Origin of the sequence: Alteromonas sp. KS69 (assembly GCF_003989595.1) — a bacterium.
Classification (GTDB): Bacteria; Pseudomonadota; Gammaproteobacteria; order Enterobacterales; family Alteromonadaceae; genus Alteromonas; species Alteromonas naphthalenivorans.
The window spans coordinates 1-26,633 of the sequence record NZ_PYHU01000035.1 but is presented as its reverse complement, the minus strand read 5'-3'; the positions used below and the strand labels follow the sequence as shown (position 1 = coordinate 26,633).

The window sequence follows — 26,633 nt, the reverse complement described above, 5'->3', positions numbered from 1 at the left end:
TGAAAGTATAGTAACAACTCTCATGGAAGTTTTATATTCTAACCTGAAAGCAGTTAAAGGAGTGGTTAAGGTTTGATAACGCCGAAAAAAGAGGAACTTTGGTTTTTACCCTTAGGGGGAACTGGGGAAATAGGCATGAACCTGAACCTGTATGGGCATGACGGCAAGTGGTTAATGGTAGATTGCGGGGTATCATTCGACGAACCGCTTATTCCGCCTTATCGCTATTCTGGCACAAACAAGCAAACCCATCATAGGGTAGTTGCACCAGATCCCACCTTCATTGCAGCACAAAAAGAAAATATTGCCGGTATTGTTATCACTCATGCGCATGAAGATCACGTGGGCGCATTGCCCTATCTGTGGGCGCGTTTTCAGTGCCCCATTTATACCACCTCTTTTACTGCCGAAGTGTTGCGCCGCAAACTTGCACAAACAAAATTGATCAATAAAGTACCTATAGTAGAGATAGCTTCTGAGCAAACGCTGACACTAGGGCCCTTTGATGTTAGTTGGTTATCGGTAACCCATTCGTTGCCCGAACCATATGCGTTAAAAATAGCCACATCGGCGGGCACGGTTTTACATACTGCCGACTGGAAAATTGACGCCCAGCCAATTACCGGTAAGCCTTTTGATAGTAATACCTATCGCGCCCTAGGGAAGGAGAATATTCTTGCCATGGTGGGAGATTCTACCAATGCAACGAAACCGGGTTTCTCCATCTCTGAACGCAATTGCTACGACGGTTTGTTAAGCACAATTAAACCACTGCAGGGCAGAGTAGTAGTGACGTGTTTTGGGAGTAATATCGCGCGGCTAATTACCCTTGCTAGGGTTGCCCAAAAAACCGGGCGTTACATCGCACTGTACGGTCGCTCACTCATCAATATGTACAGCATTGCCCGCCAAAAGGGCATTTGGCCAGTAGATTTGCCAGTAGCAGATGCGTTTCACTTAGGGTACTTACCACCAAATGAAGTGCTTGCCGTGGCAACGGGTAGTCAGGGCGAGAAAAATACAGCACTTTCTCGAATGGCTAACGACAGCCACCCCCATTTACAGTTAGATAAAGGCGATACCGTCATTTATTCTGCTATTGCTATACCAGGTAACGAAGACAGTATTAAGCGAGTAAACAGTGTGCTTAGTGCTAGAGGTGTTAAAGTAATAATGAGCGAAGACAGCCAACTGCCCATTCATGCAAGCGGTCACCCGTGCGCCGAAGAGCTTAAACTCATGTATCATTGGGTAAAACCTCAAATTGCTATTCCTGTACACGGTGAAGAGGTTCACTTAAAAGCCCACGCGATGATAGCTAAAGAATGTGGGGTGAAAAAACACTACGTGGGGCAAAACGGTGATTTGTATCGCCTAGCACCTCAACCAAGTATTCGGCGGCAAGTTATTAATACTGGGCGAGTTCCTGTCCAACAAGACTAATGAAGTTAAACGGAAGCGAGTCTCAGTAACTTAATGGTACTGGCTGCAATTTACTCAAACATTCTGATACACTATAACAAATAATAATAACGATTCATTCAAACGAGTTGTCATGCGCTGGTACCTAATCTCAGTTTTATTTGCTGTTTGTTTCGTTAGCACTGTTAGCTACGCTGAGTCTCCCCGTCTTTCAAATCCCGTATTTCAATCGCTGTCCACTAAAAATGGGCTTCCACAAGACGTTGTCAACGATATCGCGATAGATGCAGATGGCTTTGTATGGATAGCCACTGATGGCGGCGTAGCACGTTGGGATGGCGTTAGAACAAAAATCATAAAAGGCCCGAACGATCTTTTCGTTAATGCATCTATAAACAAAATTAGTTTAGAAACTGACAAAGCATTATGGATAAGCACGTACGCGTCGGGTGTTTTCCGTCTTGATTTCGACACCCAAGCCATCACCAAACAAGTGGCGTTGCCTTTTTCAACTCAAGAAGATTGGTTTCAGGATGTGAGTCAGTTTTTTTGGCAAAATGAAACCACCTTATTCATTGGTATGCCTGAGCAGGTCGTTCGTTTTGACACTAACACCATGTCTTACGAGACAATCTTCACACTTAGTGACGAACTGATTGCTCAGCGGCATTTTATTCGAGATATTATCGTTGTAGACAACTGGCTGTTACTGGCTACTAGTGATGGATTAGATGCCTTCGATTTATCCAATGCCGATGCAACAGCTATCTCCGTTAGTTACTTAAACGGGATTGAGCCTGACGTGGATAACCTAAACACCAAATTTCTGATGCACGACGCACAAGGTAGAATTTGGCTCGGTACGGTTAATGGGTTATTTCAGACCACGAAAGGTGAGTTGTTGTCGCATGTTGTTAGTGGTAAGCCCTCGGGATTTCAGCGAGTAGTGAGAAGCCGTAACATTTGGACGATGGAACAACGTGACGATAATGCATTTTGGTTTGGCACCAACGAAGGTCTTTTTGAATTACAACTTAGCCAAAACAAGTGGGTGAGTGAACACATCCTTGAGCCACATAACGGCAGAACAGAACTCTCTAATAAACGCATTCTTGATATTGAAACCGATTATTCGGGGAACTTATGGTTAAGTTCGGTCTATGCGGGGGCACTGTATTTTGGTGTGAAAAGCGCCGAAATTTATGCGATTCAAAACAATCGAAATGACAAGAGTACCGCGCTAAGCGACAGTGTGGTTTGGTCTTTAGCGCAAACCGATAAGGACGTCTTGTGGATTGGTACCGAGAATGGGCTGAATCGATTTAACCTAACTACGCGCACATCAGAACAGTTCATTACCTCTGATAGTGAATTCGTCGCCGAGAGAGAGTGGCTAATCGAAAAGTTAGTTCCCGCAGGCGATGGCAGGTTGTTTGTGCAAACATACATGGGTATTCGGTTGTTCGACCCCAGCACAGGGAAATTGACCATACCACCATTGCAATCATCTTTTGATAGCGATGTGTTCAATGCATGGAACTCGAGTATTACCATCGGTGCTGACGGCGACTTATATTTTGTTGGTAATCATTACTACCGCTATAACTTAGACGTGCAAAGGTTAGATATTATCGATTTGGACGAGGATATCTTCGATATCAATTTTTCCATTGGCTTCTTAGGTGCCTCTCCTTATCACAATAATCGTCTGTTTCTCGCCATGGTTGGCGGTTTATGGTTGGTCGACCCAGTTACCCTAGAGCACGAGTTGGTATATCGTTTTTCAGAAAAACAACGAGCGAATGAACGGTCGATAACGTCGTGGGTTATCGATAACACAGGTGTGCTGTGGCTAGCCTTTAGCGGGTATGGGTTATTCGGAGTAGATGCTGATACCTTTGAGCCGCTTTACAATTTAAACGAAAGTAATTTGTTGCTCTCTAATATCGTTTACGGTCTACAAAAAGACAGTAATGGGGACATTTGGTTTAGTTCGCATTCTGGGTTGCACAGATATTCACCAGCCTCAGCCCAAGTGCAAAACTTTATTTATGGCCGCGAATTATCGGTGTCAGAATTTAATCAAGGGGCATCACTTGAGCTCATAGATGGGCGACTCGCCTACGGCTCTACTTCCGGCGTTGTGGTGTTTTCACCCGCTTTGCTGAAACAGATAGGCAACAACTCCAATCTCATTTCCAGGCAGACCGCAATTACAGACGTTAGCGTAGATTCCCGGGAATTACGGCTTCCACTGGGTAATCTAAACGGACAGAGTATCACTTTGGATTATCAAGATTACGGAATGACCATTCACTTTTCATCCTTGTCGATGAATGGAGTGGGTAAAGCAAAGTATCACTACACCTTATTGCGCAACAACCAAGTGGTTAGTGATGGTGTGTCAGAAGACGATAAAATTACCTTAACTAACTTAGAGCCAGGTCGTTATCGGTTCACAGTGGGGCCATTGGCCAGCAGTGTGGAATATAACGTTTTACCCGCCACTATAACGTTTGAGATGCCCTATGTCCCGTGGCGGTCGCCCTTTGCTTATGCAGCGTATTTCACCTTAATACTGCTGATGATTATTGCGTACGTGGTTTCACGCCAGCGTCATTTATTTCGACTTCAAAAAGCGCAGCAGCAAGCGTTGCTTTTTAGCGATGCGTTTCGACAAACCCGCGACTGGGTACTTATTTTTGATAAAAATAAGGTGCCTGTAGCTGCAAACCCCGCATTTGAAAACGTATTTAATTTCAACACCAAAGAGTCGCTAGACAAGCAAATAGATAGGCTTTTTACCCGTTATCCTACATTAGAATGGCAGCTATCTGGCAAGCTCTCTGAGCTTAAAGGGGGAGAGTTCTGGAAAGACGAGGCGGTTATTGAAGGTGCTGATACAAAACAGTACGACGTTCTTATAGACATCAGCGCGGTTAAAGGGAACGAAAAAGACGAGCAAGCTGATCATTATCTACTTGTGGTGTCTGATATTACTGAACAGAAAAATGCAGAACGTAAACTATTAAAGTTAGCTAATTACGATAGCCTAACCGGCTTAGTTAACCGCAGCTTACTGTTGGACAGACTAGAACATGCTATTGCTGGAGCGCGTCAACAAAGTGCCCATGTGGCAGTGTTATTTGTCGATCTAGACCGCTTTAAAGGTATTAACGACTCACTTGGTCACGATTATGGCGATAAGCTACTTAAAGTCGTGGCGAATAGAATGCGTAACCTAGCATCTGATGCAGGTACTGTAGCGCGGTTGGGCGGCGACGAGTTTGTAATCGTCATTGAAGACATGAAAACCACGGATGGGCTAACCTCCTTTGTGGCACAATTAATCGAGTCGGTTGAAACACCTATCTCGCTGGCTAACGAAGTGCTTCGGGTGTCATGCAGTGTGGGGATTGCCTTTTACCCCGACGATGCCACAGAGCCCGCCGAGCTTATTAAACAAGCCGATGTGGCCATGTATTCAGCAAAGAAAGACACGCTAAGTGGCTTCACGTATTTCACAAAAGACATGAACGACAGGGCTAAACAAAGGCTCATCACAGAGAACTTAATAAAACGGGCTTACTCTGAAGACAGTTTTTTCAATTATTACCAGCCAATCATTAATACCCACGAAAAAAACACGGTAGGGGTTGAACTGTTACTTCGTGGCGAGCTTGATGGTAACCCCATTTATCCTGACGTCTTTATTCCTGTACTAGAAGAGCTAAGGTATATTATTGAAGTCACTCGAGCGGCGATGCGCAGGGCTGCCGAAGACCTTGCTACATGGTATGAAGACGGCTTCACAGGGTTCGTATCAATCAATTTATCTGCCCTTCATTTTAAAACCGAATTTGATTTAGAAGGTGTTTTTTCGTTACTAAAAGAATTCAATCTGCCAAAAGAAGCGTTTCGTTTTGAAATTACAGAAGGTGTGTTGATGGATGATAGTGACAATGCGCTGCGTCAAATTGAGCGCTTTGTTGATGCAGGTTTTATTCTAGCGTTAGATGATTTTGGCACTGGCTACTCGTCGCTAAGTTATCTTAAACGTTACCCACTATCGGTACTTAAAATTGATAAAAGCTTCGTTGACGATATGGCGCCAGGCAATGCGAATGATGCTTTGGTAACCACCACTATAACCCTTGCTAGTAGCTTAAATATGCTGAGTGTTGCTGAGGGCGTAGAAACTCAAGAGCAGGCGTTAAGTTTGTCTGAGAAGGGATGTGTTTTACACCAAGGCTACTTTTACGCTAAACCTATGCCTAGCAGCGAACTATTCCCCTACCTGAACAAAAAATGGTGAGTGCATTTTGCTAATTAAGTGCATTGTTAACTTTTAAAGTGATGAGGAGATGCGTGTTTGCTTAAAATTAACGCGTATTAGATCATCATAGAAGTTAAGTCTAAACTATAAGAAATCTAAATTTCAGGCGCTATGCCACGTCATTCATCGCATGAAATGTAAACGTCCGTTTAAAAAGCTTGTTATTCATCTGAAAATAAGGCTTATTAGAGATCTGTGAAATGATTGTAAAAATAAGCTACATTATAACAACATATGAGTGACCTATGCCGCTAGACATGACAGCAAATGCAAACAGCACTGAAGTGATTAAATCGCCATTAAGTATGTTGTACCACTGGGAACAAACCAGTGGGGACGACGTTTTCCTTACTCAGCCTGTTAATGGTGAATATCAAAATTATACGTGGAAGCAGGTGGGTAACCTAGCTCGCTGCGTGGCAAAACGCCTTGAAGAAATGGCATTGCCTGCGGGTAGCCGTATTGGTATTTTCTCAAAAAATTGTGCCGAATGGTTCATTACCGATTTAGGTATTATGATGGCAGGGCACGTCTCCGTGCCAATTTTCTCTACTGCTGGCCCTGATACCGTACAATACGTTCTAAAGCACGCCGACGTTCAATTATTATTCGTAGGCAAATTAGATAATACTGCAGAGCAAGTAGCCTCTATTCCAGCTGAATATAATACTGTTGCCTTTCCTTATCCGAATATCGCTACTAAGCAGCAATGGAAAGAGTTTATCGATTGTTCGCCAATAGATGACTCGCCTGTTCAAGATATGAACAGCATCATGACCATTATTTATACGTCAGGCAGTACAGGTCAGCCGAAAGGGGTAGTACATAGTTATTACACTATTTGTTGGGCTGCACAGCAATCGTTAGAGCAACTTAACGTCAACCGTGACGATAGGCTTCTAAGCTATCTTCCTCTTGCTCACATCACCGAACGTGTACTGGTTGAATTGGCAAGTTATTACAGTGGTGGCAAAATTCACTTTGTTGAAACGTTATCGTCGTTCCAACGTGATGTACTTCACTGCGAACCTACCTTGTTTATTTCTGTACCTCGCCTTTGGACTAAGTTTCAGATGGGCGTGTTGGCTAAAATGCCACAGAAAAAGCTCGATACCTTACTGAAAATTCCAATTATCAATAAGCTGGTAGCGAAGAAAGTACGTAAAGGAATTGGTATCGACAGCGCGCGATTATGGGCCAGTGGTTCAGCACCATTAGCGCCTGCCGTTATTGAATGGTTCGCTAAAATTGGTGTGTATATCTCAGAAGGTTGGGGTATGACGGAAAACAGTGCCTACGGTACTAGCAGCGTACCTTTCCGCCACGACAAGATTGGTTGTATCGGTAAAGCTTATGATGGCGTTGATGTTCGCATTTCAGAAGAAGGTGAGATTCAGGTTAAAGCGCCTTGTAATATGCTGGAATACTACTTAGAACCCGATAAAACGGCAGAAGTTTTTACTGAAGATAAGTACCTTCGTACGGGCGATAAAGGTGTTATTGATGCAGACGGTTACGTTAAGATTACTGGCCGATTGAAAGATATTTTCAAAACAGCCAAGGGTAAATATGTAGCGCCAGCGCCTATTGAAGCCAAATTCATGGAAAACCCTATCGTAGAACAAGTTTGTGTAACGGGGAATAACCTTCCTCAGCCTGTCGCCTTATTAGTACTAAGTGAAGATGCACAAAAGCATGATAAATCCAGTGTTGAAGCTAGTCTTAAAAAGACCTTCGAACACATCAATGCGAAACTAGAGAGCCATCAGGTCATGGATCGTGTAGTTATCATGAAAAATGAGTGGAGCATTGAGAACGACTTACTTACCCCTACACTCAAGGTAAAACGTCATGTGCTTGAAGAGCGCTTTGATATTGTTATTCAAGGTGAATACAAAGAAAAATTAGTGTGGGTAGATGCTTAACTTATCAGTTTAGCAGCATCAAAAATAACAAAGCCGAGCACATGACTATGCTCGGCTTTTTTGTAGGTGCTGTTAGGTAAAGCGCAACTAGCACTAAGTCATTTAGGTTACGCAGTGTATCTTGCTTGAAGCCCTTTATACACGTTGTCACTGAAACTGGCGTCAGACAGGTTCAAGTCATTCATGACTTCCACCAAATGTTCGTTATCTTCGCGGCCTTGCCACTCTTTTTTGTATGTGCCTTCTTTATAACCGTTATCTTGACGGAAAAAGTTTAAAACGTTTTTGCCCACGTACTGGCGATAAAGTTCATCGGCATGCATATCGCACTGCTCAACAATTTCCATGAAAAGCGGCACACTAAAACGTTTAGCGGCACAAAGCCCCGTCATCAACTCTAAATTGTCTAGCAGCGACTGTTGTTTGGGGTGGTAGTCTTTGCCGTCGAAAGTAACGGTAACATCACCTAACGCCAATTGCGCGGCAATGCTTTCAGCAGCAGTACTGACTTCACCTTCAGAATCAATGATGCATGCAGATAGAGCGAAGTGCCAAATATCAACCAATTCCATTTGCAGTTGTGGCAAGTCTTTTTGCTGTGCTTTCCACCATTTCCAGCCGTGGTGCTCAATAGCTTCAACGGATTCCACCATGGCTGCTCGCAAGTAACCGTAGCCTGCGTTAATCCAATCGGGATTAACTTTTGTGTTCATTTTGTCTTGTAGCGCAAGCATGGTGGCAAGTTGTTGTTGTGTAAGCATTATTTTTCCTAAAACTAAGTCTTTATCAAATTAAGCACTAGGTTGCGGTATGCTTAATTTCTAATTGAGGAAATTGTACTGCAATGCGAAGAGTCAGTGAATGTTTATTGATGACTTATTTAGCTTAAATTCCGTTGCAGGTTCAGGGTGTCAGTCCCTCGTTTAGTGCTTGATAGAAGCTTTATTCATGGTGCATAAATGGTGCATCTGCACCATTAGTAACCTAAGGAAAGACTTATATAAATTAGAGTTTTAATTAACTCGTTGTTTTAATTGAAAATAAAAGTTGGCACTTAACCTGCAAAATCAATTTTGTTAACTGTGTTATGCAGTAGCGCTAACGTGAATGAGCGCCAGGCAACGTTTATTCACGTTGCTACTGGGTAACCCGTAAACCTTACCCATACAGGTTTTTCGTGTCCTGAGGCCTGTATGGGTTTTTTTCTTTTTATTGTCTGTCCCTATTAGTTATCTACTAAATACCACCCCTTAATAATATCGCTTAAATCTGTCTAATTTCAGCTTACCTATCCAACGAATTACGATACACTCATTATCATAACGCCCGCTGAATACGACAAAGGATTTTCCGATTGCTCGCGCTTTATCCATCGAACAAACTTGAACACCTCAGCTTCCTCCTTACCACGCTAATTAAGCATCAACCCAATGGTGTTTTTACGCCTGAAACCATACTGGTAGAAAGCCCAGGTATGCAGCATTGGGTAAGTATGCAACTTGCTAAAGAGCAGGGCGTGGCGATGAATCTTGATTTTCCTTTGCCGGTTAGATTTATGTGGAACACGGCAAGGCTGGTGTTGGGTAAAGATAAAGTACCTAAGCAATCACCTTATCGACGTGAAGTCCTCGTATGGCGCATTGATGCCCTTTTACTAGAGGCATCGGGACTAGAGGTATCAGGACAAGAGGCATCTCTACAATCTTCGGCAGCGTTCGAGCAAGTTAATAAATACTGGTTACAAGCGGGAAGTGAGCAAGAGCAGGGCGTACAACGGTTGCAATTGGCAACGGCGCTTGCCGATGTGTACGAGCAATATTTGTTATATCGTCCAGATTGGCTGTTTGCATGGGAAGAAAGCCAGCGTAAAAGCAATGATGAATCTGAAATTTGGCAAAGTGAAATATGGCGCCATCTAGTCAAGCAAGAACCTTTACATCCTGCACGACTGCACCAACTTACCCTGACTGCGTTAAATAACGGCGATCATCTAAAAAGTGGTGATAGCGAATTACCTAATCGTATTGTGGTGTTTGCTATAAACACTATGGCGCCGCAGTTGATTGCCTTTTTCGATGCGCTAGCGGCGCACATTGATATTCATATTTTTCATCTGAACCCAAGTGTGAATTATTGGGGCGATGCGAAAAGCGATAGTGAACTTGCAAGGCAACTGCGCATAGATGGCCTAGAGAAATGGATGCAGCAAGACCAAAGTAACCCGCTGTTAGGCAATTTGGGCCAGCAGGGCAGAGAGCTTTTTAATTTGCTCACCGATTTAGAGACCTTTGAAGTCAGTGCCTTCGACGCACCTATTCCTGCAGATAGCGAAACGGGTGAAACGTTACTATTAAACCAAATTCACAACGACATATTAGAAGCGTTACCCGCTATGCCTTTCGCAAGCATACAGAGCACAGAAGCAGACAACACCGATAACGCTGATGACAGTGTTACCATTATGTGTACGCATTCAGCGCTGCGGGAAGTACAGGTGTTGCACGATCATTTACTGCACTGGTTATCGCAAGACTCATCGCGAACGCCATCCGACGTGCTGGTGATGTGCCCCGCGATAGAAAACTATGCCCCATTTGTTGATACCGTATTTCATAGAGTGGGTACCAAACCGCTAGGGGGCAATGGGCCTGTACGCTTACCATGTTCTATCGCAGATAGAAGCCCCATGGATGCAGAACCTCTTATTGCCGCCTACATGACGCTACTTCATTTGCCAGATAGCCGTTTTGGCGTATCAGATATCGTGGATTACTTACAACTAGATGCGGTACAAAAGCGCTTTAGTATTGCACAAGACGATATTGATCAAATGACGGTATGGCTTAAGCAAGCCCATATTCACTGGGGATTAAATGGTAGCCACAAAGCCAATGTATCGTCAGGGGCCACCCATGAAAACACTTACAGCTGGTGGTGGGGAATTAGGCGTTTATTGTTAGGTATGTTAGCGCCAGATAGTGAAGGTGTTATTGACGACATGCTGACTATTCCTGATGTGGAAGGTCAGTCGACGGTAACGCTTGGTAAGCTTATCCATGTTATTGAGTTACTAGGCAGATTTGCCACTGAGCTTAATACCCCGCGAAGCCCGAATGCATGGGGTGCCGATTTATTGGCCCTGCGTGATACCTGCTTTACGCCAACCAAAGAACAAGAACACAGCTGGGATCTTATTGCTAAAGTTGCCGCTGATTTGTCTGCTCGATGTGAAGAAGCCGATTATACCTACGATTTAAGTTTACGTCAGGTGCGGGAATTACTGTTAAGCCGATTTTCCTCTCCCGATGCGGGTAATCACTTTATGACGGGGCAAGTCACGGTATGCTCCATGCTACCTATGCGTAGTATCCCGTTTAAAAAAGTGTGCATATTAGGGCTTAACGACAGCGAGTTTCCGCGTAAGTCTACACCGTTAGGGCTCGATTTAATGGCGGGGCCTGATAGAAGAGTGGGCGATCGTTCTCGTCGTTTAGAAGACAGGTATCTTTTTTTAGAAGCGATTATTTCGGCCAGAGAAAGCCTATATTTAAGCTACCAAGGTAACGATGTAAAAAATAACAGTGAGCGGCAGCCCAGCCTAGTGTTAGGCGAATTTCTTGATATGTTAGACACGGGCTATCAGGTAAACATTGGTCATTATTTAAAACATGCCCCATTGCACCCGTTTAGTGAAAGTGCTTTTACCGGCACACTTCCAAGCTATGAAACGGGCTGGTTGCGTCTAGCCCAATCACTACGAGACGCCGCTACGGGTGGCCGCAACATTGACACCAGCGAAGAAAGCAGCGAAGAAAGCAGCAAAGAAGCTGGGGAACAAGCACATTCACTCGCGCCTTTGGCGGTAGACAGCTCGCCTGAAAATACCAGCTTTCAGTGTATGCAGGTGGCTCGAGCGTTTAGCGACCCACTAGCGTTCTTTTCTCAGCAGCGATTGGGGGTAAATTTATCCCAATCGGTGACTTTGCTAGACAATAGCGAACCTTTTGAAACCAACGCACTAGTGCGGTACCAAGTACTCGATGCTATGTTTTCTTCCAGTGCTTCATTTGATGATGCCAATGCAGCAACCCTTCAGCACAGCGATAGGGTAGTGCAATTCGCCACGCTTCGTGGTGACATTCCCAATAACCCGGTGGCGCAAGAGGAGCTTGAGCTGTGGAAGGAAAGCGCGGTAGCTCTTACCCAAGCGATGGGACCTCATGATGCCGAACCCAAACGGGCGCAATTTGCAGGCAAACACTTTACGTTTACCGCGAGTGCGCTTGAAGGTGGAAACAGCTTGATGCAGCCGTGCGCAGGCAAGGTGAATGACATTAGAGCGTTAGGTTACTTTATGACACAGCTTGTGTTTAGCGCAAGCGATGAAGTAACACCCTATACACAATACCCGCTAGATATCTTTTACTGCGATTGGGTAAAAGGTGAAACCAAGCTAATGAAGCGTAGCTTTCCGTCAGTAGATAAAACCACAGCCTACCAAATTTTGCTAAGTATTGAATCATTGTTTGTTGAGATATTGAGCGCCCCAACACCCGTATATAGCTCATTAATGAGTGCAGTAGTCAGTGGCACAAAAAAATCCCCCGGAACTCTTCTGGCAAACAAAATCTCCTTACCCACATTTCTGGCTAGCCTTGGCGGCCACGATATAGAAGATAGAGAAAGTGTAGATATACAAGGCGGCGTTGATACTGAAGACACAGATGAATCTTGCAAGTCGCTAATACCGGATATACGTGCATTTTTTGCCAGTGATGATGCCCAGCGCATACTCAAAAATTGGCTTCAGTCATCAGGGCAATTTACTGCTGATATCGCGAGCAACCCTTATGTTAAATGGTTATTTCCTGATGGCGTGAGTTGGCATGATGTGCCAGCCACACACGCATTTTTGTTGTTTGCATTGGTGGCTAACATTTCATCACAGGAGCAGTTATGAGCTTGTCTAAAAGTGCTTCGCAATTGCTAAACGTGCCAGCCATGCCCCTAAACGGCAGGCATTTAATTGAAGCCAGTGCGGGCACGGGTAAAACCTACAACATCACCCGCTTGTACTTACGCTTATTGTTAGAGAAAAAACTTAACGTAAAAGAGATTTTGGTGATGACCTTCACCAAAGCGGCCACCGAAGAAATTAAAGGCCGTGTAGCCAAAACGCTGCGAGAAGCCTCCGCGTTTTGGGAAGCCTGTTTAGACGTTAATGACATTAATACAGCTAGTGCCAGTGCTGGTAATGATAGCGCTAGTATCGACAATGACGATGTAAAGGAAAGCGCTGACCTAGCTGCGCTATTAAACAGTGCCGATCCTGTCTATGCCCACCTCTATAGGGCCTGTTCACCGAAAGACAGTTTGGCCCTGCTAAAAGCTGCGCAATTAGAACTTGATGATGCGTCAGTCTTCACTATTCATGGCTTTTGCCAGCATGTGATTGGGCAATTAGCGTTTAATAGTGGTTTTGCAATGGCGCTGAACTTAAGTAAAGACACTAACGATCTCTATTTGCAAGCAACACAGGATTGGATAAGAAAAGTCTCCCAAAATGAAGACGACTTCATGTTGTTGGCGGAACAAGGCTGGCATGTGCCAGACAACCTATTAAAAGAATTCTCATCAAGCGTAAGAAGTGCGCTTACGCCGGTTTTGCTAGATGAAGAAACCATAGAAAAAGCGTTTATCGCTGGCCTGCACGAAAACGAGAGTACTGCGCCTGCACAGTTTACCTTTCATTATAATAATATTGTGGATAACGAAGCGCTTATTCACGCTCAACTACTTAAAAAACCTGATCATAAAGCGGTGCGTACACCTGAACTTGCTGCGCTCAAATCTTGGCTTGAAAGCGGTGAATATGAGCCGCTACCGGCAGAAGGAGCCGCGTTTCTTGATGGTCGTCGGTTTGGTAGAAATAAGTCTGGGGTAAAAGAAATTCTTGCACCCATTAAAGGCTTTGCCGATGCGATATTAGCAGCATGCAAAGACAAGCAAGATAATCTCGATAAAATTCCCGTTTTTACCCTAATCAACGATGCCATTAGCTTTATTAAAAGCAACGTAGCGGCGCAAAAGCAGCAACTTGGGGTTATCGACTTTGACGACCTTATTCGTATGCTCGCCGATGAAGTGGTTAAGCCTGATAATAGCTTAGTACCTGAGCTTAGAAAGAAATTCCCCGTTGCGTTAATTGATGAATTTCAAGATACCGATGCCAAGCAATACGCTATTTTAGATGCGGTCTATCCCAAAGCATCTATTCACGGTAGTGATGTTAGCGCTAAAGAAGATACGGGTTTCGAAACAGGCGCTGGCAATTCGAAAAGCGAAAACGCGCTTCTGATGATTGGCGATCCCAAACAAGCGATTTACCGCTTCAGGGGCGGCGACATATTTACTTATTTAAAAGCAGGGCAGCAGGCCGATTATCGCTGGGTAATGAACATCAACTGGCGTTCGGTCGCCGGTATGGTGAAGGCCTATAACCGTCTTTTTTATGGCGCGCCGGTTCCGCAAGCCCCCGTTCTACAAGAGCCTGATCTACAAGGGTCTGATCTACAAAAGCTAGGCACACAAGCGCCTAGCCCTAGAGATGTGTTCGGCTTTAATATTCAATACAATCCGGTCGAATTTACACCCAAAGCCGCGGCAGCAACGCATCCACTTAACGATCCTAATGACGAACGTGATGCAATGAATTACGTGAGCTTCAGCTTAGATGAAAAAAGTGATGCGAATACGCTACGCCGTGGTTTAGCGCAATGGATAGCGCAAGAGATTTACCGTTTGTTTAACGAGGTGACTTTTGTAGATGAAAAGGATCCCACTAAACCCGCTAGACCGGTTAAACCTGCCGATATTGCCATACTGGTAAAAAACCGTAATGAAGCTTCCGTCATTAAATATGTATTACAGCAACAGGGTTTAGCCTGCGTTTATTTAAGCGATAGAAGTAATTTATTTGCCACCCCCGAGGCTAAAGATGTGCTGCGCTTACTTAATGGTGTGTGGCACAACACAGATACCAGCAAGGTGGCCTCAAGTTTAGCTTCACCTTTATGGGGGTACACACCGCAAACCCTAGTCAATTTGTTGTATCACGAAGACGATGCGCTATGGGATGAAGCCTATGACAAGGTTACCTCACTACGTGATATGTGGCTTCAAAAAGGCTGCATGAGCGTACTGCTGCACTTAATGCAAGAGAATTACACACCATATGGTTCAGAAGTAGAGCGCGCGCTTACTAATTACCAACATTTAGCGGAAACCTTAGAAAAAGCGGGGGCAACCCATCAGCGCCCCGAGCAATTACTTGATTGGTTACACAAGCAAATTCATCAGCCTGAAAGTGATGAAGAAATGACGCTAAGACTTGAAAGTGACAGCCAGTTAATACGCTTGGTTACCCAGCACGGGTCTAAGGGCTTAGAGTACCCCATTGTGTTTGTTCCCTTTGCTACGGGTTACCGAGACCCAGCGAAAAGTGGAAAGTCGTACTCGCAAATATTCACCTATTACGATGAACAGAGCCAAGAATTGCAGCTGCAATTAGGACGCACTAATACGGCAATTGAACGGGTACGCAAAGAGGGCGACGCTGAAGAAATGCGATTAGCCTATGTAGCCGTTACCCGTGCAGCTCATCGCTGTTATATGGGCGTATTACCACTAGACGGACATGAAAAAACCGCCTTGGCCCAAGCTCTTAACATTAATGACGATGAAGGTCGTGATTGGGGCACCATGCTAGACGCGATTGCTCGTGAACCCGATGCTCACGCTACTCACATTAGTGCTGATTCGATGGCGCATGAGTACTCAAGCTTTGACAGTACAGAAACGGTTGTCCCCTTAAATACGCTAACGTTTGCTGGTACAAGCAGCGAAGATTGGCGGTTATATTCTTTCTCGGCCATTAGCCGCATGACGGTGATGTCAGCAAGCCAAGCAGTAAAAGATGTTAGCCAAACAGTACCCAGCATACCCGTTATGCAAACCGTGCGAGACGAAGAGATAACATCAGATGATGGTTTTGAGGTTAACTCTGCTGAGGTTGTTTCTCAGAACCAAATACGCTTTACCTTACAAAAAGGGGCGAGCGCCGGTAATTTATTGCATGACTTACTCGAGCTAAACGACTTTTCTGCGCCTGATTGGAATGAAAACGGCGCTGAACTTGCCGTTCGATTTGGTTTAGAAGCATCGCGTACAGACGATTTGTATAACTGGTTAGACGAAGTGCTAGCTACGCCATTGGGTACAAAGCAGGCGCCGAGTCATTTAACCTTATCAGACCTTTCACTACCGCAAACCCTTCGGGAAGCGGAGTTTTATTTTCCCATGAACGAAAGTAAATGGAGCGAACTAAAGCACATATTATTCGAACATAGAAAGTCTGTGGCAAAGCAGCTTGCACTAGATAACAGTGGCGAATCTGCCACAATTTTATCTATATCAGAACCTATTACAGCAGAGCCTGTTCCGTCTTTAATGATGTCGGCCCTTGAAGGCATGATGCACGGTTTTATCGACTTAATATTTACCTATGAAGGTAAGTACTATGTTGCCGATTATAAATCTACGTGGCTAGGCGACAGTGTGTCTCACTATATGCCTCAAGCATTAAACGCTAATAATCAGCACCATCTATATGACTTGCAGTATTTAATCTATTGCTTAGCACTACATAGATACTTAAAGAATGCCATTGTTGACTATACGCCCGAAGCGCATTTTGGAGGCGTGTATTATTTGTATTTGCGAGGCATGCACCCAAGCAATACGAACGGGGAGGGCGTCTTTTTCACGCCCATAGATAGCGCAACGCTACAGGCATTGGATCGCTTATTTTCAGGCTCAGAGATTGCACCAGAGATTGCAGACGAAGGCATAGACGTCATCGACGACAAAGAAGAAGAAAAAGAACCTTCAGGAAAAACGGTTTCTAGCGAAGCGCTTTCAAACAAGCAAGGCTTAAATGACCCGTCAGCCGATGCAGTGCAAGGGGAGTTGGACTTATGATAAATAGTCACGAGTACTTAGAACAACTTTTCGGCATTGAAGCTATCGATCGTTTTGTGGCACTGGAGTTTGCGCATTGCGAAAGCCTAACCGACGCTGAACAGGTTATTTGGTTACACCTGTTGGTAACGTTGTCATTTATGCAGCGCAGCGGTCATAGTTGCTTGTTACTCACTGAAGTCGCGGGAGCTCGGTTGTTTGTTGAGCCCCTTCTCGAATCAGAAGCCGAATTAGAAGCCGAATCAGAAGCCGAATTAGAAGCCAAATTAGAAACTGATTCCGAACAGGAACAAGAACGTGAATTAGAAATCGACCCTGATTCACGACCTTGGATCGAATCTGAGCCCCATTCTGCTCAGATATCACATTTACAAGCTGTACCTACAACATCAAATTCAGTTACGTCATCTCGTAAGTTAGGCTACAAATTTCCAGGCCTTACCGAAATGATCAGTGTAATTAAAAAGGCACTGGGCAGTGAAAAGGATGACAAGAATAACAAGATATCCCCGCTATTTGTGTATCAATCAGGCAAATTGTATAGCCGGCGCTACTATAACTTTGAACAAGAGATAGCCGCCAGTATCGCTAATCGAACTCATATCACAGCGCTAAGTGAAGACGGGCTATCACGGGTTAAAGCCTTGTGGCCAGCAATGTTTCCAACCAACACCATTGATGAGCAAGATTGGCAACAAGTTGCGGTGGCCAAAAGTTTAGTGCAACAATTTAGTGTTATTAACGGTGGCCCTGGCACAGGGAAAACCTACACCGTACTCAGGCTGTTATTAGCGCTTCAAGCGTGTAACCAGAATGAACGCATAGTACTAGCCGCCCCAACAGGTAAAGCGCAGCAGCGCATGACCGAGTCTATTGTGAGTAATTTGGAAACCTTACGGGGTAAGGTGGATGACAAATTATTAAATAGTGTACCTACTGATGCTGTCACATTACATAGGTTGTTAGGTCTACGTGAACACACCATCGCCACACGCTATAATCAGCACAACCCGCTTATGCTTGATGTGCTTATAGTGGATGAAGCGTCCATGGTAGATTTGGCACTCATGGCTAGAATTATTCGCGCTCTACCGCCTCGTGCGCGTTTGTATTTTATTGGTGATGCCGATCAACTGCCTGCTGTAGAGTTGGGGAATGTACTTGAGCAACTTGTGCACGATAGCGACGAAGCAGAGTTTGCCGAAATGGGTATATCTGAAAATAACCTAGGCGCAGTGACTAGCGAACTACGTCAGCACATCGCTACCCTCTGTCCACATCTGCCTTTACTTCCGCTCAACGAAAATGCCAAAACCTGGGTACATACCCTTCAAGCCCCTCAGCGATTTAAAGGGCAGGTAGCTGAAGTTGCCACCGCTATTCAGGCAGGAAAAAGCAAGCAGGCGCTTGATGCTATGCATTCAGATGCTGCCACAGAAAAGCTACTCACAGAAAACGCTTCCAGCCAAAAGCCTAAAAACCTAAGCGACAAAAATCGCTGGCTACAAGATGGTGTATTTATACAACCTGAAAGTAAGTTCACAATCAGCGCGTTAAAAAAGTTAGCACAAGAAAGTTACGAACCTGTGTTTCAAGCGCAAAGCGCGAAAGAAGCCCTTAGTTTGCTCAATCGCGTGCGATGGTTGACCCCGATACGAAAAGGCGACATGGGTGTAGAAGGATTAAATGCATTGGTGTTCGATGCGATTAAACACAATATCAAACGCCGCGAAGGTTTTTTCTACCAAGGCCAGCCCATTATGATTGTGAAAAACAATCATCCACAGCGCTTATCAAATGGTGAGGTGGGTATTATCTGGCCTGATTTTAATGGAAAGCTATTGGCTTGGTTTGAAACTCAAGACGGCAACCTACGTTCAATTTCGTTATCTCGGGTTCCTGCGTTTGAAACGGTATTTGCAATGACAATACATAAATCGCAAGGCTCAGAATTTAAATACGTGGTGTTATTACTGCCTAAACCGGAAAGTGAAAAAGCCGCAGGGTTGTTTCATCGGGGCCTAGTGTACACCGGCCTAACGCGGGCGAAAGAAGGATGTTTGATTATCGCGAACACCACCACATTTAGCGCTATGGTAGAACGGCGAGATAAGCGTTTTTCAGGTTTATCAGAAGCGATTAAGATGTGCGTTTTAGAAGGTGAATAACGTGTTGCCGTCTACCGTTAGCGTTCCTAAAGAAACCGAGAATAAGCTGCTGACAACTCGAAAAAAGTAGCGCCAGTAGCTAATAGCGCAGCCTTAGTAAGAAATACCATTTTTGCTGATCTGTCTGCGCGTCGCTTTATGTCTTTAATTATACTGGGGTGAAGTAACATAACCCGTGTTCCTGAATGTCTCTGGGCTTTTTTGCCAGTAGGTATATGCGAAGTGCTGACGTGAAGCGCAGCATGCCATTTTCCGCGCTTATAAATTGTGAAGGTAGCGTGGTTGCATTGCCATTCACGTTATTGACGCCTAGGGGAAGCTGGCCTGAACAAATCGTAAAATAAGCTAGTCCCCCCATATCTACCCATCCTAATAAATTGTCAGGTTTAACAATGAAGCTGTTGTGAGTGAGTAGGTCTGCGTGAAAAGTAATACTCGCACCAAAGACTGGCTTGCTCGCCACCGCAATATCCGCATTAGGGCTTAAGCTAAGTTTATACAAGCCATGATGTTCAGGATGAATGTCGTGGTTTGTATTGCTGTTATTTACTAGCGAGAGCATACACGTAGTCATGTTGGTTTCGGGATAGCTGTAGTGTGGTTTATGTCAGGCAAAATAGCGTTGATATGGATCAAAACGGGTTAAATCTCTGTTTATCGCTTAAGTCGTCATAAATAAACTGTTTAAAAAATGTACAAATTTGGTTGTGTGAGCCATACTTATTTATCTTAATTCGACATGGATGTATGGATTATGCACACAGGCAGACATGAAGCCCTCAAACGTTACAGCCTACTTTTGCTCATTGCTATTTTGGTGGGCTCTGCATACTACTTTCTTCGAATTCAACAGAATGAAATTCAGCAAAACCATGGTTACCTGCGGCAATTAAATGAGGCGGGCAAGAGCCTACAGCAGTCTATTGATATGCTTTTAACAAGCGTGAAAGAGGAGTTTAAGCCTCAAGAAACTAAAAACGAAAGTGGAAATGAGAGCCACAATAGCAATGAAAAAGTCAGTGAGTTTAAAAAGCGTATTAGTTCGAATGAAAACTTTAAACACCTTGTGATAGTGAATAGTACCACTAAAAATGAAGTAGAAAATGATGTTAGTACCGAAGAACCCACTAGGGTCGAAGCAAATAAAGTTAACAGCGAATTTGACGCAAAATCTCGTATTTTTAAAGTTCATGTAGCGCATAACACGGTAACAGTGCCCATCGCTGACCTTATCTCGAATCATTTAAGCCCGTTTCCATTACTGGTGATCAGTGATGAGAATGGAGAGGTCATTGCGGAAAAAAGACATAGTAATTTCGCAAAAGCGCTGTCTGATCTTCGCTTTTCAAACGTAGAAGAATTACTGGGCAAACAAGAAAATAATGAAACGGGTAGTAAAGGTAATCTAAAGGCGAGTGATTCTGTAGATAGGCAAATTGCTGGGCTATACCTTCGGGTTTATCGGCAACCCATTACAATAACTGGCTTAAACACTGGAGGTGAAGACGACGCAACGACGCTCTACCTGCTAGCTTTCGTAGAAAAAAAAGAAGTGGTCCTCAATAACCTTAAAATTGGTAACAATACAGCGTTATGGATAGTACTCTTTTTAACACTGCTCGTTGCTACACTTCCTATTCTTAAAATTCAGTACTGTGCTCCCACCTATAGCTATACGCGTTCTGATGTTACCCAATGTATTTTAGGGTTATTTATTTTAGTTGGAGTTGCCACGATTGCGATAAGCGATCAGCTTTTTTTTAGATATTGGCTTCAACAAAAGACCCTAGATTCCACACATATACACAAAATGATAAGTTCAGATTTCGATAAAGAGTTATCGGAACTGTTGTTATTAGATTCTCGTTATTTTAAGAGAAGCCAAAGTGATGTCATTTCAGGCTGTGTAGATTCAGGCGGTAGCGAGAATAGTGTCAACGTGACTGATTTATTGAATTGCTCGCTTATTAATGAGCAATCAGTAGCTGATACCAGCGCTTATTTTATTGAAAACTGGTTCTTGCTTGGCAAAAGCGGTGTGGTGAGTCGCTATAAAGAGAACAGGCCTGACATGATTTTTCGCCCGCATAAAAACCTTCATAACTTTAAAAAAACACCTCTAAATGAACGTGAGTACTATAAACGAGCGTGGAATGGAGGTCTGTGGCGCCTAGACATACAGCTTGTTGGTAAATTTCACTATAACACTACAAGGCGAAAAGTTTGCTGTGAAAAATTGCTTGAATCAACTAACGCTATACCCCAGCAATTTTTCATTGAACGAATACGCAATATCGATGATGCAAGGTTTAATAGCCAATTGGTTTTCGAACATATCGATAAAGATGGGGAAAATGGCACCGGCGAAATAACCAAGCGTGTAAGCTCTATAGGTACGCTACTGACCAGCTTAAATCAGCGCGTAATGCCGAAAAATATAGGGTATGCCGTTATCGACCAAGTGGGGAAAGTGCTCTACCACAGTAACGAAGAGCGAAGCTTAGTGGAGAATTTCGTGGCTGAAAACGGACACGATTTACAGCTTTTAACGACGCTATCCAACTTACAGAATATAGACATTGACCAGCCCGCGCAGCTCCAGTTAGATTATGGCGGAGAAGAACACAGCATGGTTATTGGGCCATTGCACTCTACCATACCTGAATGGGCGCTTGTGGTGTTCTACAACCAAGAAGAAGCGTCGCAGGTTAATATGCTTCTGGTGTTTCTAGCAGTTATCCTTTACTTAACCCTGTTAATTCCCTTAGTACTAATTAGCCGATACATTAGCTCACAAGGTGTGTGGGCGCGTTTGTTTCATTATCAGTACGATGATGAAAATACCGCTATACCTAACCCAAATAGCACTACACCTAACGCAAATGTCATAGGGGGAGAGCGTAAAACTTATCGCTGGTTGGCCTTATGGATTTGGTCTGCTTGCGCTATGCAAATTTTCACCATTGGCATTATCGATACCGTTATTCCACGGTTGGCCTTTTTGTCTTTTACGTTAACGTTCATGCTCATCATTTTGCAATTTATCTTTGTGCCCGTTGAAATAGAGGGTAAGAAATTATCATTAAAGGCTTTAGCATGGCGATACGTAAGCACGCCTGGTTTATTAGTTCGAATGCCGTTCTTTATTCCGTTGGTTTGCTTCGCCTCGCTGTCATTACTGCTTTTATCGGGAGTTTTCACTAATACTGAAAACAGCCATGTATCTCACTCAAGCTACGATTCGCTGTTTTTTCCGCTATTAGGGATCGGATTATTTTTGTTCTCTACCTGCTTAATGTGGATAAAATCAGTCCGCGAGGGAATTGCTGTTCAATCAGATAAAAAACCCAGTAGTTTGTCTGAGTTGAGTAGTCGCGTGCCGAACAGTTACATTTGGTATTTAGCGGGATGCATTTATCTTGTTACGGTTGTACCTACGGTTCTATTAGTGAATAGCGTAAATAGCTACATGCTAGAAGGGCAGGCAACCTTCCAGAACCAACATCTATTAGAGATGCAGCAACATGTCTCATTGGAAAGCCAGCAGTATCGAGCATTAATGTATCAAGAGCCATTGAGCGCAAGAGACGGGCTACCAGCTGCTAACCCCGAGATCCCCTTCAAGACCATATTCCCGGCATTAGAACGAGAGAATTGGGTAACATTAGATAAAGCTAAAGACTATTCATCGGTATTGAACAACAACACTGATACTTTTATTAACGCTATTGTCAGTAGTTTAGCGTTGCAAACGGATTCTGCAGCCGAGTATCGATTCAAAGCGGGGACTGACATAAAAACAACCAGTAACCATATACTCCATTACTCATCACAACGCTTCATGCGATCATCCAGTGCCTTCTATATTTTACCTGTGCTAATGATTACTGCTGTTTTCGTATTCAGTGTGTTTTGTGCAGCCCTATTGCTTATTAGTCGCAAGCTGTTAGGTGAGCATATTTTTGACAGCTATCGCTTGCGCCCTCCATCTGAAGCAGAAGACAGTGAGTACATTTGGAAACAACTTACACCACAACACTCTGAACGTATGCAGGTTCAGTTTATTAGCCAACTTAGCCAATCTGACTTAGAAAACGCATTTTTAGCCCACGAATATACCATTTTCGAGAATAAAGTGGGTGACATTCAAGATTGGCTCACTCGGGTGAAAGAACCCGATTTTGATAAAATATTAAAAATAGATGAACTTGAAAATACGCCAACCATTATTTTAAAAGGGCTAAACAAAGCACTGCTTGATCACGCCGAACGGGATGCCGCATTTGAGCTTATTCAAACCCTTCAAAAACACAAGTGTCACTTGATATTAGTATCTGAAATGTCACCGATGCAGTTACTTAGCCACGCCGAGAGCTTCCCTGCGTTTGAAACTCAACATTTACCGAGTAAAAACGAGTTATGGCAGTGGAGCAAATTACTTCGCAGTTTTTATATACATTATTATTGGGTAGCCAGTAAGAAAAATACCCTCACCACATCGCCTACCGCCTTTTCGGTACTGGCGCATGAATCTACGTACTGGCCCGATTTACTCGATGTGCAACGGGCGTTTCTCATTTACCATCTAGAAATAAAGCTAAAGCGCTCAGCAGAAAATATTGATGCAGTATTGTCTGCGCTGAATGGCGTTAATGTGGCTCACCTAAAAGAGGTGCAACACGCATTGAAACTGGACAATTACTGGTCTCCTCAGCAAATCGTTGAGTTTTTTGTTCACCACGCCCGGCCTGCTTATCGCATGCGGTGGGAGCAATGCACCACGAATGAACGGCTCATTTTGTTACAGCTTGCCCAAGGTGCCAAGTTAAACCCAGCCAGTGCTGAAATTATTGGTCATTTACAACGAAGGGGACTAATTTATCGAGATTGCGGATGGCACTTGGTGAATGAGAGCTTCAGGCAATTTGTCATGAGCGCAGAGCCTGCGAAGCACATTGAGGTATGGCTTAAAGAAACGCGGTCGAGTATTTGGCATAATTTGCGACCGCCATTATTTATGCTGGTGGGGCTATTATTTCTGTTAGTGATTTTCAGTGCCAACATTGCCTTCGATTCTATTATTACTACATTAGCGGCAGTGCTAGGAGTATTACCCATGTTAATTACGAATTTGTCTAGCCTTAGAACATTAGAGATATTACCTAAAGACTGACCAATAAAAATGCTGAAGGATGATCAGAAAAAGCCGTTTTTTTCTAAATCTTCATATGCACCACAATGCACCAACACGTAGCAAGATGTTCATCGTATTCGGTGCGCTTAAATGAGCTTGGGGATCAAGCAGATTAATAGTGGAAAGTATACAAAAAAGTGAACTGTAACTCATGTTTAGGCGCGTCTTTTAAGCCGAAAGATTTTAAAAAATAGAGGGAGGCTTGTAGTCAGGACGATAAAAACATTGCTGCTAAAATAGGCTATTTTCTTTTGATTTCTATGATAATAGTGTCAAACGTGAATGATGAAAATGCGTCACTAATCCCCTTTCTTGGTAAAAAACGGACGAAATTCTAGCGTAACAAAACCTTATGCTCCGCTATAGCAAAATATCAGGTTTTCACCGCATTGTATGCGGATTGTCCGACATCTGATTTAAAGAATAATTAAAATATTAATGTAGCAGTTAGAAAGTGATGTACATTTTTGAGCATTGCGCGCACTAAATAAGTGCAATGAATTCAGTGGGTTACTAAAAATTCTCTCTTGCATGCCCGCTTGTTACCCATTAATCTAAAGTTCGGTGTACTTATTAGGCATAGTGGCAAATGAAACAAGAATTAAAAAATAATCCATCAGTTAACTCATCACGTCGTAATTGGTTAAAGTCAGTAGGTATAGGTGCAGGTGCAGTTGCACTAACAGCATGCGTAGACTCTAGCATTAAAGAACTTAGCGCAGCAGGTATGAAAACGGATCACTTTCCTACTGCTACCCCTAATGTAAGCGACGGCCTTGTTCGTTTATCGTCTAATGAAAACGCCTTTGGCCCTTCAGCTAAAGCGGTAGATGCCATGCAAGGTGAATTATTCAACTTAGCACGCTATTCAGATGCAACGGTGGATGTGCTTAAAAGCAAAATTGCTGCACAAGAAGGGGTATCTGAAGATCAAATTATTGTTACCAATGGCTCTTCTCCCATTTTATTTGGCTACGCCGATTGGATTACAAAAAATGGTAATAAACTGGTAACGTCTATGGCTACTTACGAGGGTGTACCTCGTGGCGCAGAATTCATGGGCGCTGACGTAACTTACGTTCCGCTAGATGCTGATATGAATTCCGATTTAGACGCGATTGAAGCTGCGGTTACTGAAGACACCACTGCCGTATATATTTGTAACCCTAATAACCCGACGGGTACAGTGGTAGATGCGGCTAAGCTTACCGCGTTTGCAAAACGGGTATCTAAAAAGGCGCAGGTATTTATCGATGAAGCGTATATCGAAATGTCAGACGCTTATCCAGCTAATGTACAATCAAAGTTAGTGGCCGAAGGGCATGATGTGGTTATTTGCCGCACTTTCTCTAAAATTCATGCCATGGCAGGCCAACGCTTAGGTTATGCCATTCTACCCGCTGAACAAGCAAAACAATTAGGTGGCATGTTGCGTATGGGTGGTGTGAACTACTTAGCATTAGTTGCGGGTATGGCTAGCATGGAAGATCATGCAAACCTAAATACCATGCGTACAAGGGTAAAAGTAGAACGTGAGAAGCTAACGGCCGCTGCTGAATCGCTAGGCCAGGCTTATGCGAAAAACCCGCAAGGCAATTTCATCTATATGGATACCGGTATGCCGCACGACGAGTTTGCAAAGTTAATGAAAGCGCAAGGAATTAAAGTAGTTGGCCGTACATGGCCTGGCTACGACACATGGTCACGAATCAGTGTAGGTATTCCTGAAGAAACGGATGCGTGCGTAAAAGCATTAAAAACGGTTTTAGCATAAGTTTGTAACGCAATATAAAGACTAAATGCTGGTGGTTTTGTTGATACCTCTATGGGGTACGACAACAGCAAAACCATCGGCTTTTTACCTTACCTTTACTAATACGCATTAGCATTCAAAATACGCTTTCTCTAGTAAAGCACCCTCAATGCAGTATCAATGATGTCGTAGCGCATCAATAAGCTCACTTTTACTCATGGTTGAGCGACCTGAAATACCTACTTCTTTAGCTTTGTCGTAAAGCTCTTTCTTGGTACGTTCTTCATATTTTTTACTTTCACCACCTTTTTTCGAGGGCGATTGCTCATCGTTGGCTTGCGCGTTGGCAATTCTGGCCGATTTTTCTTTGCTGTAGCCTTTATTCCGAAGCGCTTCATACGTGTCGTCGTTCTTAATCTGGGCTGCGTGTTGCTTAGCCATAGTATTCTCCTTTACTTTTTTCTCATCGGTAGGTAGCAGAAAAGCCGATAAGGTTAATTAAGTCTTACTTTGTATACTTCAACTCGGCAATTTTGGTGCACTGATAGATAAAAGGTAATGAGCTAATACAGAAGCTAATACAGAAGCTAATACAGAAGCTAATACATAAGCAAATAAGCGGAATAGACCCTACTTATCCATCGCTGTTTCCATCATTATTTGCATCAGAAATGGTATCAACATCAGGGGATGTTAATGTGGCATTAGTGGTTTGCTCATCGTCGTTGTTGTCTGAACCGCAGCCATATAAGCTGCTTAACGTAACGGCTAAAAAGTAAGCGTCCGATAATTCCAC

The 26,633-nt window shown here is 43.6% G+C and carries 11 protein-coding genes; 8 read left to right on the top strand and 3 right to left on the bottom strand.

From position 1 onward, the window contains the following. The first annotated feature begins 135 nt into the window (after positions 1-135). The 3 genes from C7Y69_RS16265 to C7Y69_RS16255 all read left to right on the top strand — a co-directional run bounded on the left by C7Y69_RS16265 (position 136) and on the right by C7Y69_RS16255 (position 7,683). On the top strand, positions 136-1,443 hold the full coding sequence (locus C7Y69_RS16265) for a ribonuclease J (RefSeq protein ID WP_409513436.1): 1,308 nt from the start codon (positions 136-138) through the stop codon (positions 1,441-1,443). A 112-nt stretch (positions 1,444-1,555) separates the two neighbouring features. Next, complete coding sequence (locus C7Y69_RS16260; RefSeq protein WP_126873393.1) at positions 1,556-5,737, top strand: EAL domain-containing protein; 4,182 nt, start codon at positions 1,556-1,558, stop codon at positions 5,735-5,737. Between the two features lie 266 nt (positions 5,738-6,003). Further along, positions 6,004-7,683 carry an AMP-binding protein gene (locus tag C7Y69_RS16255; protein WP_126873392.1) on the top strand — a complete coding sequence of 560 codons (1,680 nt, stop codon included), beginning with the start codon at positions 6,004-6,006 and terminating at the stop codon, positions 7,681-7,683. Between the two features lie 107 nt (positions 7,684-7,790). On the opposite strand, the gene C7Y69_RS16250 is transcribed toward C7Y69_RS16255, so the two are convergent. After that, positions 7,791-8,444 carry a dUTP diphosphatase gene (locus C7Y69_RS16250; protein WP_126873391.1) on the bottom strand — a complete coding sequence of 218 codons (654 nt, stop codon included), beginning with the start codon at positions 8,442-8,444 and terminating at the stop codon, positions 7,791-7,793. A 593-nt stretch (positions 8,445-9,037) separates the two neighbouring features. Here C7Y69_RS16250 and recC point away from each other — a divergent pair. From recC to recD, 3 genes are read left to right on the top strand one after another with little or no spacing between them, the layout of a single operon-like run. After that, positions 9,038-12,643: an exodeoxyribonuclease V subunit gamma gene (gene recC / locus C7Y69_RS16245; protein WP_126873390.1), complete on the top strand. Its 3,606-nt coding sequence runs from the start codon at positions 9,038-9,040 to the stop codon at positions 12,641-12,643. After that, a complete protein-coding gene (gene recB, locus C7Y69_RS16240) occupies positions 12,640-16,722 on the top strand; it encodes an exodeoxyribonuclease V subunit beta (RefSeq protein WP_126873389.1) in 4,083 nt (1,360 codons plus the stop codon). Before recC ends, recB begins: the two co-directional genes overlap by 4 nt. Then, on the top strand, positions 16,719-18,890 hold the full coding sequence (recD, locus tag C7Y69_RS16235; protein ID WP_126873388.1) for an exodeoxyribonuclease V subunit alpha: 2,172 nt from the start codon (positions 16,719-16,721) through the stop codon (positions 18,888-18,890). Before recB ends, recD begins: the two co-directional genes overlap by 4 nt. Positions 18,891-19,038: 148 nt before the next feature. Here recD and C7Y69_RS16230 read toward each other — a convergent pair whose 3' ends face one another. Next, positions 19,039-19,464, bottom strand: a complete 426-nt coding sequence (locus C7Y69_RS16230) for a hypothetical protein (protein ID WP_232363195.1) — start codon at positions 19,462-19,464, stop codon at positions 19,039-19,041. A gap of 180 nt (positions 19,465-19,644) precedes the next feature. On the opposite strand from C7Y69_RS16230, the gene C7Y69_RS16225 reads away from it, so the two are divergent. Then, positions 19,645-24,063 carry a hypothetical protein gene (locus C7Y69_RS16225; RefSeq protein ID WP_126873387.1) on the top strand — a complete coding sequence of 1,473 codons (4,419 nt, stop codon included), beginning with the start codon at positions 19,645-19,647 and terminating at the stop codon, positions 24,061-24,063. Between the two features lie 610 nt (positions 24,064-24,673). Further along, on the top strand, positions 24,674-25,858 hold the full coding sequence (locus C7Y69_RS16220; RefSeq protein ID WP_126873386.1) for a pyridoxal phosphate-dependent aminotransferase: 1,185 nt from the start codon (positions 24,674-24,676) through the stop codon (positions 25,856-25,858). A gap of 156 nt (positions 25,859-26,014) precedes the next feature. On the opposite strand, the gene C7Y69_RS16215 is transcribed toward C7Y69_RS16220, so the two are convergent. Next, a complete protein-coding gene (locus tag C7Y69_RS16215) occupies positions 26,015-26,278 on the bottom strand; it encodes a Rho termination factor N-terminal domain-containing protein (RefSeq protein ID WP_126873385.1) in 264 nt (87 codons plus the stop codon). Positions 26,279-26,633: the final 355 nt, after the last annotated feature.

Coding starts and splice junctions, on each gene's coding strand:
- C7Y69_RS16265 (WP_409513436.1), top strand. CDS start 136: ATGAACCTGAACCTGTATGGGCATGACGGCAAGTGGTTAATGGTAGAT.
- C7Y69_RS16260 (WP_126873393.1), top strand. CDS start 1,556: ATGCGCTGGTACCTAATCTCAGTTTTATTTGCTGTTTGTTTCGTTAGC.
- C7Y69_RS16255 (WP_126873392.1), top strand. CDS start 6,004: ATGCCGCTAGACATGACAGCAAATGCAAACAGCACTGAAGTGATTAAA.
- C7Y69_RS16250 (WP_126873391.1), bottom strand. CDS start 8,444: ATGCTTACACAACAACAACTTGCCACCATGCTTGCGCTACAAGACAAA.
- recB (WP_126873389.1), top strand. CDS start 12,640: ATGAGCTTGTCTAAAAGTGCTTCGCAATTGCTAAACGTGCCAGCCATG.
- recD (WP_126873388.1), top strand. CDS start 16,719: ATGATAAATAGTCACGAGTACTTAGAACAACTTTTCGGCATTGAAGCT.
- C7Y69_RS16230 (WP_232363195.1), bottom strand. CDS start 19,464: ATGACTACGTGTATGCTCTCGCTAGTAAATAACAGCAATACAAACCAC.
- C7Y69_RS16225 (WP_126873387.1), top strand. CDS start 19,645: ATGCACACAGGCAGACATGAAGCCCTCAAACGTTACAGCCTACTTTTG.
- C7Y69_RS16220 (WP_126873386.1), top strand. CDS start 24,674: ATGAAACAAGAATTAAAAAATAATCCATCAGTTAACTCATCACGTCGT.
- C7Y69_RS16215 (WP_126873385.1), bottom strand. CDS start 26,278: ATGGCTAAGCAACACGCAGCCCAGATTAAGAACGACGACACGTATGAA.